Below are 19,472 nucleotides of genomic sequence, written 5' to 3'. Positions count from 1 at the left end.
TGTTCAGTTTAATCCGCCATCACACAGCGCTCTTGTGCCCAGGCGCGCAGGCTGGCGATTTTTTCGGCCATCACCACACTCAGCGGGTTGGTGGAGGCGAGTTCTTTGAGAATTTGTTGCACGCCACAGTCTTCACCCTTGGCGCGGGAGGAGTAAATGGCGGCGACGATGGCTTGTTCAATTTCTGCACCAGAAAAACCCTCCGCCGCCGCGGCCAACAATGGCCCCTGAATCACCAGACGGTCCAGCCCGCGCGACTTCAGGTGAATGGCGAAAATATCTTCGCGCACTTTTTCACTGGGCAAATCCACAAAAAAGATTTCATCCAGACGACCTTTGCGCAACAACTCCGGTGGCAGCGCGGAAATATCATTGGCAGTGGCGACCACAAACACCGGCTGCTTGCGTTCGGCCTGCCAGGTCAACAGGCTGCCCAATAAACGCTTGCTGGTACCGCTGTCGCTGCCATCATTGGCCAAACCTTTTTCGATTTCATCCATCCACAATACACAGGGCGCCATGCGCTCGGCCAGTTGCAGGGACTCGCGTAGGTTGCGCTCCGATTCGCCGTGGTATTTGTTATAGAGAGCGCCAAAATCCAACCGCAATAAAGGTAACCCCCAAAGACCTGCCACGGCTTTTGCCGCCAGGCTTTTACCCGAGCCCTGCACACCTAAAAGCATCACGCCTTTGGGTTTATCTTTGAGGGAATTGTCGGTAAAGGCATCGCGCCGATTAGCCAACCAGTCCTTGAACCGCCCAAGCCCACCCACGTCGGCAAAATTGGCGGTTTCAAATTCAAAACTTACCACGCCTTCCAGATCCAGCAATTCAAATTTAGCTTTATTAACCGCCGGCAAGTCGGATTCGGTAATGGCGTGGTCATCCATAATGGCAGAGCGCACCAGCGCCCGCACGTCCGCATAGGAAAGCCCTTTCAGATTGTGCACCATGCGCGCCAGCGTCTGATTATCGGCCCGTACTTTTCGCCCCTGGGCAGACAAGGCACGCGCTTCTTCGCGGATGATGGTCATGATTTCTTCTTCGCCCGGTAGCGCCAGGCTGACCCGCGCCGACAAGCGCGACAACTCCGCAGGCAGCTTCATGGCGTGGCTGATCAACACCAGCGTGTGCCGTGCCTGACTCTGCGCCAGCGCGATATCCTTGAGCAGGCGTACAATTTTCGGATTGCCTTCCAGGTATGGGTGGAAATCACACAGCGCGACCACCGCCGGCGAGCGCACACTCCGCAGATGGCGAAGCACCTCGTCCGGCTCCTGGTGTGCTTCGTTACCCGGCTCGGGCTCACCAAATCCCGCACGGACCAGCCCATCACTGATGGTCCAGCGGTACAAAGGCCGGCTGCGCACGCGCCCGCGCTCGCTCTGTCCGGTATCTTCCACCGCCCGCTGCAATGCGTCGAGCGCGCGTAGTTCATCATGGGTTTCCAATACAATGAGCGGGGTGCGGGCACGCAAAAGCAGACTGAGATCATGAATATCGGTCATTAATACTGATCATCCTTAATTGCTAGAAAACCGGATAACGGGCAAAGACCAGGCTGGGTCTGTCTCATTACAGGCCGGCCACTGACATTGACAGGTAGATTCCGGACAGCCTGCTAGACTGAAAACCATGGATTTCCGCCATCATAGCGCGCCGGCTGAGCACAGGCCAACCGGAGCCCGGTTTATAGCAGGTTCAGGTGAAGATCAAGCACAAGCTGAGTATGTTGTTCAGTGGACTATTGCTGGTGAGCGTCACAGGGGCTGTGTACGTCTCGCTGCAATGGTCGAGCGCCAGCGCTGAACGCAACGCGCTCCGAAGCGTACAATCGGCTTTGGCACTCAGCGGCCATCGGCTGCACGCCGAATTATTGTCCACCCAACAGCTACTGGATTTGCTGGCAGAGTCCCGCTTGTTCGATGGCATGCAGCCAGAGGTGTTCCTGCCTCCGCTCAAACAACTGATTGCCCGCTATCCCAACCGGTTTGAAAAATTTATTGTCGGGCTACCCGATGGCACTTTCTACAATACGGCAGGCGGCAACCCGCACCAGGGCGGCTTACTCAGCCTGGACGACGCGGATCCGCAGGCACCCTTACACCGCATCAACCAGCGCGACTATTGGCAGGCCACCGTGGCCAATAACCATGGTGCCGAAGCGCGCTTTTACGTTTCACAACCAATGATCTCTTACACCACGGGCGTCCGGCAAATCGTGATCGCCCGCACCCTGCTGGACAACCAGGGCAAGGTTCAGGGGCTGCTGGGCGCATCCACTCAATGGCGTAGTCTTGAACGGTTTATCCACACATTGCAGCAGGATCACTTCAGCGAATTCGATTGGCCCACCCGCATGCTACTGACAGATCGGGACGGCAACTACTGGTACCACTGGAACAGCAGTAAGATCGTCCGCAGAATGCAAGATGAAAACGGCCAGGCCATTACTGGCGCACAAGGTCAGGCGCTATCGCTCATCTCCAATATCCGGGATGAAAATATTCCAGAGTTTGACGCGCTGCCGGATCAGAGCGACAACCCTTTGGTACAGGTAACCCGATTCAGTGTGGGGCAGAGCGATAGCCACTACTACCTGTTACACAAAACCATCCCGAACAGCGGTTACATGTTGGGCGTTGTGGTCAGCCAGGAAGAGTTGCTGTCGCCCCTGCGCCAACTCAAAACCGACTACCTGTGGTTGCTGATCGCGACGCTAACGTTAGGCAGCGCCATGGCCTGGCTCATGACCCGCCAGATTGCCCGCCCCATCGAAGCCCTCAACAACGACGTGCAGGCGATGGGCCAGGGCCGCCCGATTCCGGTTAACCAGCACACCGATTTGTCGGAAGTGCAGGAACTGGCCACCACCTTTGATACTTTGCACCGAAAACTCATGGAGCGGGAGCAGGCACTCGCCCACAGCGAATCGCGTCTGAACTACGCGCTCGAAGGCGCCAATGACGGCCTGTGGGATTGGAACCTGGCCAGCGACGAAGTGTTTTATTCTCCTCGCTGGTTTTCCATGTTGGGCCGGGATCAAACTGAGCACAGTCAGACGGTCAGTAGCTTCCTCGAACTCTTGCACCCCGACGACGTGGACCGGGCCAACAAAGCCATAGAGAACTACCTCGCCGGTAAAGCCAACAGTTATCGCATCACCTTGCGGTTGCGACACAAGGATGGCCACTATGTTCATGTGTTATCCCGAGCGTTTGCCGTGCGCGATCAGCAAGGCAACCCAGTGCGCCTGGTGGGCACGCATGTAGACATATCGGAGCAGGTCGCGTTCGAAGAAAAAATCCAGCAAATGAATGAAGACCTTGAGCGCCGGGTGCGCGATCGGACCGCAGACCTGGAAGCCGCCAAAGAAGCCGCACTGCAGGCTCAGGCCGAAGCGGAACAAAGCAGTATGATCAAGAGCCGGTTTCTGGCGAACATGTCGCATGAATTGCGCACTCCACTGAATGCCATCAACGGCTTTTCAGAGCGTTTGATTGAACGCATCGGCGATCAGCTCGAGCCCCGGCACCGGGACGCACTCAACACCATTGCCCGCAACGGCAAGCACCTGTTGACCATGATCAACGACATTCTGGACACCCAAAAAATTGATTCCGGCGAGGTGCGGTTAAAACGAAGCCAGATTGTGATCCCGGAATTTCTGGACAAACTTGCACGCGAGCACGATGCCGAGCGCAAACCCGGGGTAACCTTCAACTACAGTTGCGACCCCGATATTGAGTTGCGCAGCCTGCACGCCGACCCCAATCGCCTGCGCCAGATCCTGTCCAATCTGCTGAGCAACGCCTTCAAGTTCACCGAGCAAGGCAATGTCACCCTGCGCGCCATCGCCGAAACCCGCCATCGCCGGCGCGGCATGAGCTTTGAAATCATCGATACCGGACCCGGCATTCCCAAAACACTGGTGGATCAATTGTTTCACCCATTCACTCAACTGGATGACTCCCTGACCCGCAGCGCCAAAGGCACCGGCCTCGGTCTCACGTTGGTCAAACTGCTGACCGAGTTACACAACGGCCAGATCAGTGTCGATACCGATCGCGCGGTCGGCACCCGGTTTGTGGTGTGGATTCCCGACGAGAACTGATCACACCTGCGGACACACCAATTACCCGTTACAATAGCGGCATCCTGCAGTTACGTTCTGGATAACTGCACGCTCTGACTGATGGGAACGCCATGAAAACCACCCTGACTGCAATTGACCACCTGATCGTTGAGGCCGACAAAGTACTGCGCACGCTGGCGCCCGGCAAACTCAGCCATCACCGCCCCAATCCCGCCGGAGCGCTGCCGGAAGCGGATATGAATGATACCGAGCGCAAACATGCCGCCGGGCTGATGCGGGTTAACCACAGCGGCGAAGTCTGTGCCCAGGCGCTGTACCAGGGGCAGGCGCTGACCGCCCGTTTACCTGAGGTCCGTGACGAAATGGCGCAAGCCGCCGCGGAAGAAATTGACCACCTGGCCTGGTGCGAACAACGTCTGCATCAATTGGATAGCCGCCCAAGCCTGCTGAATCCGCTGTGGTATGGCCTGTCTTTCGGCATAGGTGCCGGTGCCGGCCTGATCAGCGATAAAGTCAGCCTCGGCTTCGTGGCGGCCACCGAAGACCAGGTCTGCAAACACCTGGACAGCCATCTGGCGTCACTGCCTGAACAGGATGCACGCAGCCGTGCCATCGTCGGCCAGATGCGCGAAGATGAGGCCCGCCATGCCGAAACCGCACTCAATGCCGGTGGCCTGAAATTTCCCGCCCCCGTGAAACGCCTGATGTCGCTGACCTCGCGACTGATGACCGAGGCCAGCTACCGTCTATGAACGCCGCCGATAAAAAAGCCCTTTACCGCGAACTGCACCAGCGCCTGAGCGCACTGACCGACGGCGAAAGCGATGAAATTGCCTTGATGGCAACGTTGGTTTGCGAAGTGCACCACGCACTACCCTACAGCCACTGGACCGGTTTCTACCGGGTCACCGAGCCGGGCATGCTGAAAGTCGGCCCGTATCAGGGTGGTCATGGCTGTCTGCAAATCAGTTTTGATCGGGGCGTGTGCGGACGCGCCGCGCGCGAACGGGCGGTCCAACTCGTTGATGATGTCGAGGCCCTTCCCTACCACATCGCCTGCTCCAGCAGCACCCGCTCGGAGATCGTGCTGCCAGTGCTGGATAAGCGAGGTCAGGTACGGGCGGTATTGGATTTGGATTCCGATGACTATGGCGCTTTCTGCGCCGAAGATGAGCGCGGCTTAACCGCGCTGATCGCCCTTATCAGCCACTGTTTTGACTAGCGGTTGACAGGCAGGCGCAGGCAACGGCGTTGTTCCCCCTGCGCTGCGCCTCCCGGTTAATCCAGTTCGACAACCTCGAAGGAATGACTCAGGTCCACCCCTGCCGCTTCCATCATGACCGAGGCCGAGCAATATTTGGTGGCGGATAATTCCACAGCCCGCTCTACCTGATTGGCCTTGAGCTTGCGCCCGGAGACCACAAATTTCATGTGAATACGGGTAAAGGGGGAAGGCGTGCCGTCGGCGCGGTCGGCATCCAGCTCCACATGGCAGGCCGCCACATCCTGGCGGGATTTTTTCAGAATCGTCACCACATCAAAGGACGCACAGCCACCGATACCCAGCAGAATCATTTCCATGGGGCGCACACCCATATTGCGTCCACCGTGATCGGCAGCGCCATCCATCACCACCGCGTGGCCACTGCCTGACTCACCCAGGAACATGACGCCATCGACCCACTTTACCTTTGCCTGCATAGTTATCGTCCGACCGAAATCTCAAAAGGGCGCCAAGATTAGCATAATTGCGCGCAAAATCGGTTTTCGCGCTGCTTTAATTAAATGCCAGCGCCAGCCCGTAAACCTGACACCTTTTTCGGCAGTACCCGCGCGGTTTTCAGGGTTATGCATCAGTCTAAAGTGCGATCAGTTCACACAAACGCATGTTTTTTTGACTCTCCATGGACCGTCGGTCACCTGTTGACTGGTACAAACTGCTCATTGGCGCCATAATCGGTGCGGGCTCACGAGGCCCATGCCGGTAGGCACCGGATCAGGGAAATACCGGGGGAGTTTCGCCCATGCGCCACCTACTTTTGCGCCCGGCGCCGACGCCCTCACTGACATTGAGTTAAATAATAAGGGGTTCCATTTTGGTAGCCGTCTCGCTAACACCGCACATCCGCAATGTGGATAAATTCCTGGAACATTGCCATCGCCGCCGTTACCCGGCTAAAACCACCATCATTTACGCCGGTGACAAAAGCGACTCGCTTTACTACATCGTGAAAGGATCAGTCACGGTGTTGATTGAAGACGATGACGGCCACGAGATGATTGTTGCCTACCTGAACGACGGTGACTTTTTCGGCGAAATGGGCCTGTTTGAAGATGACGCCGATTCCCGCTCTGCCTGGGTGCGCGCCAAAACCGAGTGCGAAGTGGCGGAAATCAGCTACGCAAAATTTCAGGAGCTGACCGAAAAGCACCCCGAATTCCTGTTTGCCCTCGGCAGCCAGATGGCGCGCCGGCTGCGCAATACCACCCGCAAAGTGGGCGACCTGGCCTTCCTGGACGTAACCGGTCGAGTGGCCCGCACCCTGCTGGATTTGTGTAAAGAACCCGATGCCATGACCCACCCCGACGGCATGCAGATCAAAATCACCCGACAGGAAATCGGCCGCATTGTGGGCTGCTCGCGGGAAATGGTCGGGCGGGTACTGAAAACCCTGGAAGAACAGGGTCTGGTATCGGTCAAAGGCAAAACCATGGTTGTCTACGGCACCCGTTGAACATGCGTTGGATCTGGCTCTGCCTGTGCGGCGCGCTATTCGCGTGCAACGACCCTGCGTCCTCAGGCTTTGCCAGCTTACACGGTGAACTCACGGGCGCAGATGAAGTACCCACAGGCAGCCGCGCCACTGTGATTATCGAGGAAGTCGGGCCGGCGGACCGCGCCGCACTCCGGGTCGCCGAAATCAGCCAGGCGGCCACGCCATCTCCGCAGCAGTTCGAACTCTCCTACCAGCCGGTCCAGTTGGCCAATGGCCACCGCTACAATGCGCGCGCCCGCATCGAGGATGCAAAAGGCCAGTTGTTGTGGACCACCGATCAGGCCTACCCGATCACTGACAACACGCAGTTCCTGAGCCTGACGCTACGTGCAGTCAAAGCAACGACGCCGGCGCGTAAAGCGCTGTTTGACTGCGCTGGCGAATCACTCGAGGTTACGTTTAACAATACTGGCGCGCGGGTGGCTTTCCGCGGCGCACAATGGTCGCTGGAACACCAACCCTCTGCCTCGGGCGCGCACTATCGGGGCGATGGCATGGATTTCTGGACCAAAGGTGACGAGGCCATTTTACGGCTGGACGACAGCGAACTGCGCTGCCAGCGCCCCCGCGCCTAGCGCGGGCTTACGCCGAGGTTGCTTGCCCTGATTGCCCGCCTTCAACGTCGGCTGGCGTGGGTTGGCCGGGTGGCACAACCGGTAACACCAGGGTAAAGCAGCTGCCTTTGCCCGGCTCGGACCTGACCATGATCTCGCCGCCGTGCATCTGGACTATCCCGTAAGACACAGAAAGCCCCAGGCCGGTGCCTTCGCCGACGGTCTTGGTGGTAAAGAATGGGTCGAATATCTTGCCCATCACTTCTTTGCTCATACCGATACCGGTATCTTCCACACTGAGCCATACCTGACCCGCGCCCGGCCCCTGGCCCGAGCGAATGGTGATCTCTCCTTTTTCCGGAATCGCCTGGCTGGCGTTGATTAGCAGGTTCAGTATCACCTGGCTGATTTGCGGCCCGATGCAGTGCACCGGCACCACTTCCCCCAGCGCCAGATTGACGGTGCATTTGTATTTGATTTCGTTGGCCACAATGTTGAGGCTCGACCGCAGCAACTGGTGTAAATCCACCTGTTGCCAGGCCTTTTGCTCCGGGTGTGCAAAGCCCTTGAGGTCGCTCACAATGTGCTTGACCCGCTCGACCCCCTGCATGGATTCGGCAATCAGGTGGTTGGAATCCTCGCGCAGGTATTCCGGGTCTATGCGTTGTTTGAGCTGGCGCAAATCGTCCAACGCTTCCGAATCGGGTAACTGTGACTCCAGTTCCGCATAGCTATCCACCAGACGCCAGACGTCGCCGAGGTAGGCTTTCAGCGTGTCCAGATTGGAATTGATGTAACCCACGGGGTTATTGATTTCGTGCGCCACGCCCGCCGCCAGCTGACCGAGGCTGACCATCTTTTCGGCCTGGATCAATTGGGCCGTGGCCGCCTGCAAGCGCTGATTGGCCTGCTGCAGTTCCGCCGTGCGGGCCTGAACCCGCTCTTCGAGATACTGTTCCCGGTTGTGCAGCGCCAGGTGGGTGCGCACCCGGGCCAGCAGCTCATCGCGATTAAATGGGGTGGACACATAGTCGGCAGCGCCCAGGTGAAAAGCCCGGCTGATGGTATCGGGTTCATTATCGGCGCTCAGCACAATCACCGTAGGCAATCGCTTGAGCGGCAGCGCCGGCAGCTCCTGCAATACATCAAAACCGGATTTTTCCGGCATATTGAGGTCCAGCAACACCAGATCGACCGCCCGGCTCTGGAGCACCGTAAGGCACTCGGCGCCATTGGCGGCTTCGTAGAGCTCGGGAAACTCGTCGGACAGGATGTGCCTGACCAGTTTCCGGTTTATGTCATTGTCATCCACTAACAGAATTGCGTGGGGCATCATCCATTCTCCCAGAGCTGACCCGACCAGTTAAACCCAGCTCAGAGCCATTGACAAGCCACGCGTGCGACTGGCCCGAATTACAGACAAAAAAAAGCCCTCGATACTACTGAGGGCAAGGTCTTAGGGTGTTCGGTCGGCCCGGGACATCTGCAGTACATTGAGTGCCAACACCACGTTGGTCTTACCTGCCTGTAAAGCGCCCGTTGTCGGGCCGTCCTGGCTTAAAACAGGGGGCGACTACACACTTCCACCCCCTTCACATAAGGCCGGGTGAGCCTTCTTAACAACGACTACGGCAAACCCGGTAAAACTGACTAGCTACTGCAAGGGTCATATTCGTTAAGCAACTGCTTCAGGGAACCTCCACCGTGCCGGCGACTAACGCCCTGTACCACTTGAATATGGTTACTATTCTACATTTTCTGTCTAACCTGTCAATTGTGACATTATATTAAATCGTTATGGATAATTGGGAGATTAAGCACATTAGACATTTAAGTCAGGTGAAAAGTTAGCTACTCTTAGAGGGGTTAAATGAACGAGCCTCGCCAGATGACTGAGATCCAGGTACTTACCACGGGTGAAGCCGCAAAATACTGCGGCGTGAACTTCCGCACGGTTATCCGCTGGATAGAGCGAGGACGACTCAAGGCATACAAGCTGCCAGGGCGCGGCGACCACCGCATTCAGACACAGGACTTTGTCAGTTTTCTGCGTGACAACCAGATGCCCGTGCCACCCGAGCTCATGGGTGCCAACAACCGCGTACTGGTGATTGAGGATCAGCCGGAAATGGCGGCGGCAATCAAGCGAGCGCTCAAACGCGCCGGTTACGATGTGGAAATAGCCAAAGACGGCTTTGTCGCTGGCGCGCTGCTACTCAGCCATAACCCCGCGCTGGTGACCCTGGATTTGAAAATGCCGGGCATCGACGGCTACCAGGTACTCACCTTTATCCGCGACCACGAAGAGCACAACCAGGTGAAAGTGCTGGTGATTTCAGCTGAAACCCGCGAAGGCCTCGACAGGGCCATTGCCACCGGCGCCGATGCCGTGCTGCCCAAGCCGTTCGATAACAGCGAGCTGTTAGCCCATGTGTCGGCATTGATTGGCGAAGGCCAGCTTTCCATGGCGAACTCCGCATGACCCTGGCCGCGTGCTTACTGGGTTTCGGCGCATTGAATATCGCCCTGGCGCTCGCACTGGCCCTGGCCGCCGTGTTCGGCCTGTTTTCTCCCCCCGCCAGCGGACTGTGGTTTTACCTGATTCTGCAAATGGTGTTAGGTGCAGCGCTGGCATTCTGCGGCCGGCAAATACGCGCGGGCAAGGATCTCGGACACAAGGCCTTTCCTGCCGTGTGCGTCGCTTACGGACTCTTTCTTCTGATGGTGTGGCGCTGGGTCGACGCCTGAACCCAAGCCAGTACGATTAATCCTGCGATACGTCGGCCACCACCGGTTCCGGGCAAACAAACCGGTCCATTACTTCGTTATCGCGCACAGACTCCAACACCACATCAAAGCCCCACAGCCTGTGCAGGTGCTTTAACACTTCCTGCGTTGAATCACCCGCCAACGGCCGCCGGTTGTGCTGAAAGTGGCGCAGGGTGAGTGTACGATTGCCCCGCACATCCACATCCCACACCTGAATATTGGGTTCGCGGTTACCCAGGTTATAGTCGCCGGCCAGCGATTCCCGCACTTTGTGATAACCCTGTTCATCGTGAATCGCGTCAATCAGGATTTCCGGGTCGCGGTCGTCATCCACCACCGCAAAGAGCTTCAGGTCCCGCATCAATTTGGGCGAGAGGTATTGCAGGATAAAGCTCTCATCCTTGAAGTTACGCATGGCAAAATCCAGCGTCTCGATCCACGGCTTATCCACCAACTCGGGAAACCACTGGCGATCCTCGGGCGTGGGGTTTTCACACATGCGCCGGATGTCAGACATCATGGAAAAACCCAGCGTATAAGGATTGATGCCGGAATAATATTTACTGTCGAAGGGCGGCTGGTAAATCACACTGGTATGGGACTGGAGAAACTCCAGCATAAAGCCTTCTGTCACCATACCGCGATCGTACAAGGTATTGAGCAAGGTATAATGCCAGAAAGTTGCCCAACCTTCGTTCATCACCTGCGTTTGTCGTTGCGGATAAAAATACTGGGCAATTTTGCGTACTATCCGAACAACCTCCCGCTGCCAGGATTCGAGCAATGGCGCGTGTTTCTCAAGAAAATACAGAAGATTTTCCTGGGGTTCTGACGGAAAACGTTTTTTCGACTGCGCCTGCTTTTCGGTTTCATTCACCGGAATCGTGCGCCACAGATCATTGACCTGTTGCTGCAAATGTAACGCCCTCTCCTTCTGACGCTGAATTTCCTCGGCCGCTGAAATCGGATAGGGCCGCTTGTAGCGATCTACACCGTAATTCATTAAGGCGTGGCAGGAATCCAGTATTTTTTCCACCTCATCAATGCCGTAACGATCCTCGCACTCGGCAATATAGTTTTTGGCGAACACCAGATAATCAATGATCGAATCTGCATCGGTCCAGGTTCTGAACAGATAATTGCCTTTGAAAAACGAATTGTGCCCATAGCAGGCGTGAGCGATGACCAATGCCTGCATGGTCATCGTATTCTCTTCCATCAGATAGGCAATACAGGGATTGGAATTAATGACAATCTCATACGCCAACCCCATCTGGCCACGCTTGTAGGAATTTTCCACATTCAGGAATTGCTTGCCGTATGACCAGTGGTTGTAGCCCAGGGGCATACCCACCGAGGCATAAGCATCCATCATCTGCTCGGAGCTGATAATTTCGATCTGATTGGGGTAGGTATCCAGCCCATACTCGCGGGCTACCGCACCAATCGCTTCGTCATATTCACGCACCAGTTCAAAGGTCCACTCTGAACTGGTTGATATCGGCTTACGCGTCATGATGCTTCTTCTGAAAGAGTTCACGGAAAACGGGGTAGATATCGCCCACGGCTTTTATCTGCTGCATGGCAAATGCATCCGACTGACTATCGGCAACCCGCGCGTATTCCTCCCACAGCGCCTGATGCTGACGGGGTGTAATTTCGATGTAAGCAAAGTACTGGGACTTGGGCAGAATTTTCTGCACCATCAGCTCACGGCATACGCTGGAGTCGTCATTCCAATTGTCGCCGTCGCTCGCCTGCGCACCATAAATATTCCACTCAGACGGCGAGTAACGCTCCTCAATCACTTCATCCATAAGTTTGAGAGCGCTGGATACAATGGTGCCACCGGTTTCCCGACTGTAAAAAAAATCCTGCTCATCCACCTCTTTTGCGCTGGTGTGATGTCGGATAAACACAACCTCTGTGCGTTCGTAATTCCGCTGCAGAAACAAGTACAACAAAATGAAAAAGCGTTTGGCCATGTCTTTGGTTTCCTGGGTCATGGACCCGGACACATCCATCAGGCAAAACATCACCGCTTTCGATTTGGGAACAGGGTGTTTAACGAGCAAATTGTACTTGAGATCAAAATCATCCAGCCATGGCACTTTTTTCAAGCGCGCACGCAACTGTGCCGCTTCCTGCTCAAGCACCTCAATTCGCGCATGATCCCGTAGCACTTCATCTTGCGTCATCAACGCGGCCAGCTCGGCTTCAATGGCCGCCAACTGCTTCCGCTTGCCTCCCGTCAGCGCTATCCGACGTGCATTGGCTGCGCGCAAACTGCGCACAATATTGACCCGGCCCGGATTACCTTCGTTGGCGATACCCGCCCGATGCAGCTTGAATTCTTCCGAGCCGGACAACTGGCGCTTGACCAGGTTGGGCAACTCCAGATCTTCGAACATAAAATTGAGGAATTCATCCTGAGTGATCTGGAACACGAAATCATCCATGCCCTCACCCTGATCGCTGGCACCGGAGCCCGCACCACCGCCTCCACCACCACCCTGCGGTCTGGGCACCCGATCTCCGGCATTGAATTCTTTATTGCCCGGATGCACGCGCTCATTGCGCCCGCCCCGACCATGATGAAATACAGGCTCACTGATATCGCGTGTGGGAATACTGATTTTCTCGCCCCGCTCCACATCGGTAATGGAGCGGTTATTGACCGCATCGGAAACCGCTTTCTTGATGTGATCTTTATAGCGGCGTAAAAAACGCTGGCGATTGACCGTACTCTTGTTTTTGGAGTTGAGCCTTCGATCGACTACGTAACTCATCGGCGCTCCTCGTCATTACTGGGATTTACGCACGCGCAGGTACCAGTCAGACAACAACCGCACTTGCTTCTCGGTGTAGCCACGCTCTTTCATCCGAGCAACAAAGTCCTGATGTTTCTTCTGATCGTCGGCGGACGCCTTGGCATTAAATGAAATCACCGGCAACAAGTCCTCGGTATTGGAGAACATCTTCTTCTCGATTACCGTGCGCAGTTTTTCATAGCTGTTCCACGGCGGATTCTTACCTTGATTGTTGGCGCGCGCGCGCAACACGAAGTTGACCACCTCGTTACGGAAGTCTTTGGGATTGGATATACCCGCGGGCTTCTCGATTTTTTCCAGCTCTTCGTTCAAGGACGCCCGATTCAGAATTTCGCCGGTTTCGGGATCTCGGTATTCCTGATCCTGAATCCAGAAGTCGGCATAGAGCACATAGCGATCAAAAATGTTCTGGCCGTACTCTGTATAGGACTCGAGATAAGCGGTCTGAATTTCCTTGCCGATAAAGTCCACATAACGAGGCGCGAGATACTCCTTGATAAAACTCAGATACTTATCGCGCAGCTCGGGCTGAAATTGTTCCTGCTCGATGCGCTGCTCCAGAACATACAGCAGATGTACCGGGTTGGCCGCCACTTCGGTAGGATCAAAATTAAACACTTTGGACAAAATCTTGAAGGCAAAGCGAGTGGAAAGGCCATTCATACCCTCATCCACACCGGCGTTATCCTTGTACTCCTGCATCGACTTCGCCTTCGGATCTGTATCTTTCAGGTTTTCACCATCATAGATCCGCATTTTGGAAAACATGTTGGAGTTTTCCGGCTCTTTCAGGCGAGAAAGTACGGTAAATTTTGCCAGCATATTGAGCGTGTCAGGCGCACACGGTGAGCCCGCCAGCGAACTGTTCTGCAACAGCTTTTCGTAAATCTTCACTTCTTCCGAAACGCGCAGACAATAAGGCACTTTGACAATGTAGACCCGATCGATGAACGCCTCGTTGTTCTTGTTGTTCTTGAATGTTTGCCATTCGGATTCGTTGGAGTGGGCCAACACCACGCCTTCAAAGGGGATAGCGCCTAAGCCTTCTGTGGAGTTGTAGTTGCCCTCCTGTGTTGCCGTCAGCAACGGGTGCAACACTTTGATGGGCGCTTTGAACATTTCCACGAATTCCATCAGACCCTGGTTTGCGCGACACAAACCGCCCGAAAAACTGTAGGCATCGGGGTCATTCTGCGGAAACTCTTCCAACTGCCGAATATCCACCTTACCTACCAGAGAAGAAATATCCTGGTTGTTTTCATCGCCCGGCTCGGTTTTGGTGATGGCAATCTGGTTCAGTATCGACGGGTAGAGTTTGACCACCTTGAACTGACTGATGTCGCCCCGGAATTCCCGCAGGCGTTTGGATGCCCAAGGCGACATGATGGTTTTTATATAACGGCGGGGGATGCCGTAATCCTCTTCGAGGATGGCGCCGTCTTCGTCGGGATTGAACAAGCCCAGCGGCGACTCGAATACCGGCGACCCTTTCAGACAATAGATCGGCTGTTGCTGCATCAGCGCTTTGAGTTTTTCCGCGAGAGACGATTTACCCCCGCCCACCGGCCCCAGCAGGTACAGAATCTGCTTGCGCTCTTCCAACCCCTGCGCTGCATGCTTGAAAAAGGAAACGATCTGCTCAATCGCCTCTTCCATGCCAAAAAAGTCATCAAACACCGGATAGCGCTTGATAATTTTATTGGAGAAAATGCGAGAGAGACGGGAATCTTTGGACGTATCAACCAGTTCAGGCTGACCAATAGCAGCCAGCATCCGCTCGGCGGCAGTGGCGTAAACAGTCGGATCGGATTTGCACAGGTCCAGGTATTCCTGAATGCTTATCTCTTCCTGTTGGGTTGCTTCGAAACGGTCCTGGTAATGGCTGAAAATACTCATTAAAACGCTCCTTTACCTTTAGCCTTGAAAGCTAGCCTTTGTAAGTCTGAATGTATGCGGTGTAAACGTTACTCCGAAAATCCGTTAGGTCGGGCGACAGGCGCAGACGCTGGTGTATTGAGTTAAATTAAGCATAGTCGCTTTGTTAGACACTAAACCAGCGAATTTGTTAAAAATATTTTACCGGGCACGATTTCTGCACATTTTGTACACACACCAACCTGACAGACATATAAAAATCCGGTGAGCCGCTCACTGGGCATTAAAACCGGTTAAAATGGCTGTTTACACATGGATGGGAAACGAATCAAATGACCGTTTTAGTCACTGGTGGCGCCGGGTTTATTGGCAGTCACGTATTGGTTGAATTAATCGAGGCCGGCTACCAACCCGTTGTGGTGGACAACCTGTGCAACAGCCAGCAAACCGCCATCGCCCGGGCGGAACAAATCGCCGGCAAGCCCATTCCCTTCCATCAGGTGGATATACGCGACAAAGCCGGGCTTGGACGGGTATTCGACCAATACCCGGTCAGTCAGGTGATTCACTTTGCCGGCCTGAAAGCCGTTGGTGAGTCCTCACAAATTCCGCTGAGTTATTACGACAACAATATTGCGGGCACACTGGTTCTGCTTGACGTGATGCAAGCGCACGGCGTGTGGGATTTGGTATTCAGCTCTTCCGCGACCGTCTATTCACCCGAAGCCACTGTGCCACTGACCGAGTCTTCGCCGCTGGGCGCCATCAACCCCTACGGACGCACCAAACTGATGCTGGAGCAAGTACTCGCTGACGTGGCAGCCAGCGATTCCCGCTGGCGTTTCTGGCTCCTGCGCTACTTCAACCCGATTGGTGCCCACCCCTCCGGACTTATTGGTGAAGACCCCAACGGCATCCCTAACAACCTGGTGCCCTATGTGGCAAAGGTAGCCACCGGCGCATTGCCCGTACTGCCCGTGTTCGGCGACGACTACCCGACCCCGGACGGCACTGGTGTGCGGGACTATATCCACGTGGTCGACCTCGCACGCGGTCACCTGCAAGCGCTCCGGCACATGGCCAGCGGTTGCCGGGCGGTCAACCTGGGCACCGGTAAAGGTTACAGCGTCATGGATGTGGTCAAGGCCTACCGGGCCGTCAGCGGCCAGCCCATACCCGTAGACATTAAGCCCCGGCGCGCCGGCGATCAGGCCACCTGCTATGCCGACCCCAGCGCCGCCAAAGCCCTGATCGATTGGTCGGCCGAATACTCGCTGGACGACATGATCGCGCACAGCTGGCACTGGGCATCAAAGAATCCGAATGGGTATCGAACAAACGACTAAAAATTAGTGGCTAGTGGCTAGTGGCTAGTGGCTAGTGGCTAGTGGCTAGTGGCTAGTGGCTAGGAATCAGAACATGAGAACCCGCGGAAATCTCGCACCATCCTGATTGACCGAGACCTGCTTGCGCTTTGCAAAGGCCAGGGATGGCCTGCGAGCGAATCAATACACTGACGTATTGTTGAGCGGCAAAGCGCAAGCAGGGCTCGGGCCAGCGCGCCGATGGTGGGGCGCTCCGATTGCGCGAAATCAGATCGAGCCCCCACATTCCACACTGAACCGCACCTGATCCTCCAACCGGAGCGCGGTCAGACAACCACCCCAGACACACCCGGTATCCAGCGCGAAAATACCGGGCTCGGCGGTGTTGCCCTCAAGCGCGGCCCAGTGACCGAAGACAATGGACTTGCCACGGGTTTTACGATTTTCCAGTGCAAACCAGGGCGCATAACCTTCTGTCACCGCCATCGGGCCCGATTTATTGGTCAGATCCAAGGTGCCATCCGGGCTGCAAAACCGCATGCGGGTAAAATAGTTAGTGATGACTCGCAAACGCTTCATTCCGCGCAAACCCTTGCGCCAACCCGGGGGGTGGTTGCCGTACATGGCTTTCAGGAAACGCCGGTAATCGCCACTCTGCAGACAATCCTCCACTTCGCGCGCACGGCGCCGGGCTTTTTTAAGGCCCCACATGGGCGGAATACCCGCGTGAACCATGCTATAGCCCAGCGCCTTATCGCGATGCATCAGAGGCAGCTGGCGTAGCCAGGCGGTAATGTCGGGCAGGTCGGGCGCGGCCAGTAATGTGTCCAGAGTATCGGAGCGCGATGGCGGGCGGACACCTTCGGCCACGGCCAGAAAGTGCAGGTCATGGTTGCCCAGTACCGCGACCGCGCGATCCCCCAGGGAACGGATAAACCGAACCGTCGCCAGAGAGTCCGGCCCACGGTTAATCAGGTCGCCGGCAAACCAGAGTGTGTCGGCGGTCGGGTCAAAACCGATCCGCTCCAGCAATCGCTGCAGGGCACCATAACAGCCTTGCACATCGCCGATGGCATAGGTTGCCATCAGTGCAGGGCACCCGGCATGGTGAGCGCAAACAAAGGAATAGGCACATCAAACAAGCGGCCATCATCCGTGCGGAACTGATAGGCCCCCTCCATGGTGCCGAACGGGGTTTTGATCACCGCACCACTGGAATAGGTAAAATTGCCACCGGGCAATAAGCGGGGTTGTTCCCCGATAACACCCTCGCCGCGCACCTCTTCTACCTTGTTGCGGCCATCGGTGATCTGCCAGTAACGCGACAGCAGCTTGGCAGGCTCTTTGCCCCGGTTGGTAATCGAAATGGTATAGGCAAACACATAGCGCTTGGCCTTGGGATCGGATTGCCCGGGAATATACAGACTCTTGACCTCAATCAGGATGTCATCCCCGGCACTCACCCTTGCACCCCCATGGCTTTGAGTTGATTAGCCAGCGCCACAAATTCCCACACCCCGATGGTTTCAGGCCGGCGACTGGTGTCAATTTCGACCTGCGCCAACTGATCGGCATCCAGCATTTGCTTTAGACTGTTACGCAACGTTTTACGGCGCAGGGAAAAAGCCGTGGTCACGAGTTTTTGCAACAGTGCCAGATCCTCAGCGTGTACTGCCGGCGCACGCGGGACCAACCGCACAATGGCGGAGTCCACTTTCGGCGCCGGATCAAAGCACTCGGGCGGCACGGTGAACAAATACTCCACATCACACCAATACTGCACCATCACACTCAGACGCCCATAGGCTTTGGTGCCGGGCTCTGCGCCCAGGCGCAACACCACTTCCTTCTGCAACATGAAGTGCATGTCGCGCACCTGGTCGGCAAAGGTCAGCAGATGAAAAATCAGCGGCGTGGAAATGTTGTAGGGCAGATTACCCACAATGCGCAACGGTTTGCCGCCGGCCAAGGCGCCAAAATCCACCGTCAGCGCGTCGGCAGAGATCACCTCAAAATCGGGGTATCGCTCAAACTTCACTTTCAGCCAGGGAATCAGGTCGCGATCCAGCTCCACCACTTTCAGGTGCGGGCAACCATCGATCATCAGCTCGGTAATAGCCCCCTTGCCAGGCCCGATTTCAACCAGCTGTTCGCTGGCACCCGGATTCACCGCGCGCGCGATGCGCCGGATGATGCCCTGATCAATCAGGAAATTCTGGCCAAAACGCTTGCGCGCCTTGTGGTAAAAATCACTCACGTGCGGTTCCTGCTGGTTGCCATCCGGGTGGCGTAGTCAATTGCGGTTAATAAACTGCCGGGGTTGGCCTGGCCGGTACCCGCCAGATCCAGCGCCGTGCCATGGTCTACCGAGGTACGGATATAGGGCAGACCCAGGGTGATATTCACCGCACCGCCAAAGCCCTTGTATTTGAGCACCGGCAAGCCCTGGTCATGGTACATGGCCAGGACCGCGTCGGCACGTGCCAGATACTTGGGCTGGAACAGGGTATCCGCCGGCAGCGGGCCTTCAAGCAGCATACCCTCGGCGCGCAGCCGTGCCAGCACCGGCTCCATGACCTCAATTTCTTCCCGGCCCATGTGCCCGCCTTCACCCGCGTGGGGATTCAGGCCACACACCAGAATACGCGGTTGGTCCAGACCGAACTGTCCGCGCAGGTCTGAGTCCAGGATGCGCAATACCTGCTCCAGCAACGGTTGTGTCAGCGCATCCGGCACCGCGCGAAGGGGTAAATGGGTGGTCGCCAGCGCCACCCTGAGCCCTTCGGTGGCCAGCATCATCACCACCGGCCGGCCGGCGCGATCGGCCAGGTATTCGGTGTGGCCGGTAAAGGCGATGCCGGCATCATTGATCACGCTTTTTTGCACCGCACCGGTCACCAGTGCCTGAACCTGACCTTGCTCACAGGCGTCGATCGCCAGATCCAGACAGCGCAAAACATAGTGCGCATTGGCAGCATCCAACCGGCCCGCCTGCACGGGCACTGCGGTGGCGACATCAATCAATGCCAGCTCACCGGGCGCTTGTGAGCGCCGGGTCGACGCCGGATCGAAAGGGTATAGCGAGAGAGGGAGTTTGAGGCTGGCTGCGCGCGCGCGCAGCAGGTCGCCACTGGCCACCACCACCCATTCCGCCTGGCGGGCAGTCTGGGCAGCTTGTATCAGCACATCTGGTCCGATGCCCGCCGGCTCACCGGGCGTGACAATCAAGCGCATATCAGTGCTGC

Annotated in this window: 18 protein-coding genes; 8 read left to right on the top strand and 10 right to left on the bottom strand. The window is 56.3% G+C overall.

The genetic code is table 11. The features are described from left to right. Positions 1 to 8: 8 nt before the first annotated feature. Positions 9 to 1,508: an AAA family ATPase gene (locus M5M_RS15305; RefSeq protein WP_015048404.1), complete on the bottom strand. Its 1,500-nt coding sequence runs from the start codon at positions 1,506 to 1,508 to the stop codon at positions 9 to 11. A gap of 197 nt (positions 1,509 to 1,705) precedes the next feature. Here M5M_RS15305 and M5M_RS15300 point away from each other — a divergent pair, with 197 nt between their 5' ends. From M5M_RS15300 to M5M_RS15290, 3 genes are all read left to right on the top strand, one after another. Beyond that, positions 1,706 to 4,114 carry an ATP-binding protein gene (locus M5M_RS15300; RefSeq protein ID WP_015048403.1) on the top strand — a complete coding sequence of 803 codons (2,409 nt, stop codon included), beginning with the start codon at positions 1,706 to 1,708 and terminating at the stop codon, positions 4,112 to 4,114. Between the two features lie 92 nt (positions 4,115 to 4,206). Further along, positions 4,207 to 4,848, top strand: coding sequence for a 2-polyprenyl-3-methyl-6-methoxy-1,4-benzoquinone monooxygenase (gene coq7, locus M5M_RS15295; RefSeq protein WP_015048402.1), 642 nt, complete (start codon positions 4,207 to 4,209; stop codon positions 4,846 to 4,848). Continuing rightward, entirely contained in the window at positions 4,845 to 5,318 is a 474-nt protein-coding gene (locus tag M5M_RS15290; protein WP_015048401.1) for a GAF domain-containing protein, read from the top strand. Before coq7 ends, M5M_RS15290 begins: the two co-directional genes overlap by 4 nt. Positions 5,319 to 5,374: 56 nt before the next feature. Here the strand turns inward: M5M_RS15290 and M5M_RS15285 are convergent, their stop codons facing one another. Beyond that, positions 5,375 to 5,797 carry an OsmC family protein gene (locus M5M_RS15285; RefSeq protein WP_015048400.1) on the bottom strand — a complete coding sequence of 141 codons (423 nt, stop codon included), beginning with the start codon at positions 5,795 to 5,797 and terminating at the stop codon, positions 5,375 to 5,377. Between the two features lie 395 nt (positions 5,798 to 6,192). Here M5M_RS15285 and crp point away from each other — a divergent pair, with 395 nt between their 5' ends. Then, complete coding sequence (gene crp, locus M5M_RS15280; RefSeq protein ID WP_015048399.1) at positions 6,193 to 6,831, top strand: cAMP-activated global transcriptional regulator CRP; 639 nt, start codon at positions 6,193 to 6,195, stop codon at positions 6,829 to 6,831. A 2-nt stretch (positions 6,832 to 6,833) separates the two neighbouring features. Further along, on the top strand, positions 6,834 to 7,448 hold the full coding sequence (locus tag M5M_RS19685) for an MliC family protein (protein ID WP_015048398.1): 615 nt from the start codon (positions 6,834 to 6,836) through the stop codon (positions 7,446 to 7,448). A 7-nt stretch (positions 7,449 to 7,455) separates the two neighbouring features. On the opposite strand, the gene M5M_RS15270 is transcribed toward M5M_RS19685, so the two are convergent. After that, on the bottom strand, positions 7,456 to 8,763 hold the full coding sequence (locus tag M5M_RS15270) for a sensor histidine kinase (protein ID WP_024330480.1): 1,308 nt from the start codon (positions 8,761 to 8,763) through the stop codon (positions 7,456 to 7,458). 534 nt (positions 8,764 to 9,297) lie between these two features. On the opposite strand from M5M_RS15270, the gene M5M_RS15265 reads away from it, so the two are divergent. Continuing rightward, complete coding sequence (locus M5M_RS15265) at positions 9,298 to 9,909, top strand: response regulator (protein ID WP_016389698.1); 612 nt, start codon at positions 9,298 to 9,300, stop codon at positions 9,907 to 9,909. Next, complete coding sequence (locus M5M_RS15260; protein ID WP_015048395.1) at positions 9,906 to 10,175, top strand: hypothetical protein; 270 nt, start codon at positions 9,906 to 9,908, stop codon at positions 10,173 to 10,175. The genes M5M_RS15265 and M5M_RS15260 overlap by 4 nt, the downstream gene beginning before the upstream one ends. Before the next feature lie 16 nt (positions 10,176 to 10,191). Here the strand turns inward: M5M_RS15260 and M5M_RS15255 are convergent, their stop codons facing one another. Genes M5M_RS15255 through M5M_RS15245 form a run of 3 tightly spaced genes read right to left on the bottom strand, consistent with a single transcriptional unit; the run spans position 10,192 to position 14,923 of the window. Further along, entirely contained in the window at positions 10,192 to 11,712 is a 1,521-nt protein-coding gene (locus tag M5M_RS15255; protein WP_015048394.1) for a SpoVR family protein, read from the bottom strand. Continuing rightward, a complete protein-coding gene (locus M5M_RS15250) occupies positions 11,702 to 12,985 on the bottom strand; it encodes a YeaH/YhbH family protein (RefSeq protein ID WP_016389695.1) in 1,284 nt (427 codons plus the stop codon). Before M5M_RS15250 ends, M5M_RS15255 begins: the two co-directional genes overlap by 11 nt. Positions 12,986 to 13,000: 15 nt before the next feature. Then, on the bottom strand, positions 13,001 to 14,923 hold the full coding sequence (locus M5M_RS15245; protein ID WP_015048391.1) for a PrkA family serine protein kinase: 1,923 nt from the start codon (positions 14,921 to 14,923) through the stop codon (positions 13,001 to 13,003). 311 nt (positions 14,924 to 15,234) lie between these two features. On the opposite strand from M5M_RS15245, the gene galE reads away from it, so the two are divergent. Then, entirely contained in the window at positions 15,235 to 16,248 is a 1,014-nt protein-coding gene (gene galE / locus M5M_RS15240) for a UDP-glucose 4-epimerase GalE (protein WP_015048390.1), read from the top strand. Between the two features lie 246 nt (positions 16,249 to 16,494). On the opposite strand, the gene M5M_RS15235 is transcribed toward galE, so the two are convergent. Genes M5M_RS15235 through pdxA form a run of 4 tightly spaced genes read right to left on the bottom strand, consistent with a single transcriptional unit; the run spans position 16,495 to position 19,461 of the window. After that, positions 16,495 to 17,313 (bottom strand): symmetrical bis(5'-nucleosyl)-tetraphosphatase, encoded by an 819-nt coding sequence (locus M5M_RS15235; protein ID WP_015048389.1) that lies wholly within the window; start codon positions 17,311 to 17,313, stop codon positions 16,495 to 16,497. After that, positions 17,313 to 17,690: a Co2+/Mg2+ efflux protein ApaG gene (gene apaG, locus M5M_RS15230; RefSeq protein ID WP_015048388.1), complete on the bottom strand. Its 378-nt coding sequence runs from the start codon at positions 17,688 to 17,690 to the stop codon at positions 17,313 to 17,315. The genes M5M_RS15235 and apaG overlap by 1 nt, the downstream gene beginning before the upstream one ends. Continuing rightward, positions 17,687 to 18,484 carry a 16S rRNA (adenine(1518)-N(6)/adenine(1519)-N(6))-dimethyltransferase RsmA gene (gene rsmA / locus M5M_RS15225; protein ID WP_015048387.1) on the bottom strand — a complete coding sequence of 266 codons (798 nt, stop codon included), beginning with the start codon at positions 18,482 to 18,484 and terminating at the stop codon, positions 17,687 to 17,689. Before rsmA ends, apaG begins: the two co-directional genes overlap by 4 nt. After that, positions 18,481 to 19,461 carry a 4-hydroxythreonine-4-phosphate dehydrogenase PdxA gene (gene pdxA, locus M5M_RS15220; RefSeq protein WP_015048386.1) on the bottom strand — a complete coding sequence of 327 codons (981 nt, stop codon included), beginning with the start codon at positions 19,459 to 19,461 and terminating at the stop codon, positions 18,481 to 18,483. Before pdxA ends, rsmA begins: the two co-directional genes overlap by 4 nt. Between the last annotated feature and the right edge of the window lie 11 nt (positions 19,462 to 19,472).

The sequence above is a fragment of the Simiduia agarivorans SA1 = DSM 21679 genome (assembly GCF_000305785.2).
Classification (GTDB): domain Bacteria; phylum Pseudomonadota; class Gammaproteobacteria; order Pseudomonadales; family Cellvibrionaceae; genus Simiduia; species Simiduia agarivorans.
This window is presented reverse-complemented; position numbering and strand designations above follow the sequence as displayed.

Bases quoted from the DNA above. Each gene is read 5' to 3' on its own strand.
- M5M_RS15260 (WP_015048395.1), top strand. From the start codon at position 9,906: ATGACCCTGGCCGCGTGCTTACTGGGTTTCGGCGCATTGAATATCGCC.
- M5M_RS15285 (WP_015048400.1), bottom strand. From the start codon at position 5,797: ATGCAGGCAAAGGTAAAGTGGGTCGATGGCGTCATGTTCCTGGGTGAG.
- M5M_RS15250 (WP_016389695.1), bottom strand. From the start codon at position 12,985: ATGAGTTACGTAGTCGATCGAAGGCTCAACTCCAAAAACAAGAGTACG.
- M5M_RS15245 (WP_015048391.1), bottom strand. From the start codon at position 14,923: ATGAGTATTTTCAGCCATTACCAGGACCGTTTCGAAGCAACCCAACAG.
- pdxA (WP_015048386.1), bottom strand. From the start codon at position 19,461: ATGCGCTTGATTGTCACGCCCGGTGAGCCGGCGGGCATCGGACCAGAT.
- M5M_RS19685 (WP_015048398.1), top strand. From the start codon at position 6,834: ATGCGTTGGATCTGGCTCTGCCTGTGCGGCGCGCTATTCGCGTGCAAC.
- M5M_RS15255 (WP_015048394.1), bottom strand. From the start codon at position 11,712: ATGACGCGTAAGCCGATATCAACCAGTTCAGAGTGGACCTTTGAACTG.
- M5M_RS15290 (WP_015048401.1), top strand. From the start codon at position 4,845: ATGAACGCCGCCGATAAAAAAGCCCTTTACCGCGAACTGCACCAGCGC.
- M5M_RS15270 (WP_024330480.1), bottom strand. From the start codon at position 8,763: ATGATGCCCCACGCAATTCTGTTAGTGGATGACAATGACATAAACCGG.
- galE (WP_015048390.1), top strand. From the start codon at position 15,235: ATGACCGTTTTAGTCACTGGTGGCGCCGGGTTTATTGGCAGTCACGTA.
- coq7 (WP_015048402.1), top strand. From the start codon at position 4,207: ATGAAAACCACCCTGACTGCAATTGACCACCTGATCGTTGAGGCCGAC.
- M5M_RS15265 (WP_016389698.1), top strand. From the start codon at position 9,298: ATGAACGAGCCTCGCCAGATGACTGAGATCCAGGTACTTACCACGGGT.
- M5M_RS15235 (WP_015048389.1), bottom strand. From the start codon at position 17,313: ATGGCAACCTATGCCATCGGCGATGTGCAAGGCTGTTATGGTGCCCTG.
- M5M_RS15305 (WP_015048404.1), bottom strand. From the start codon at position 1,508: ATGACCGATATTCATGATCTCAGTCTGCTTTTGCGTGCCCGCACCCCG.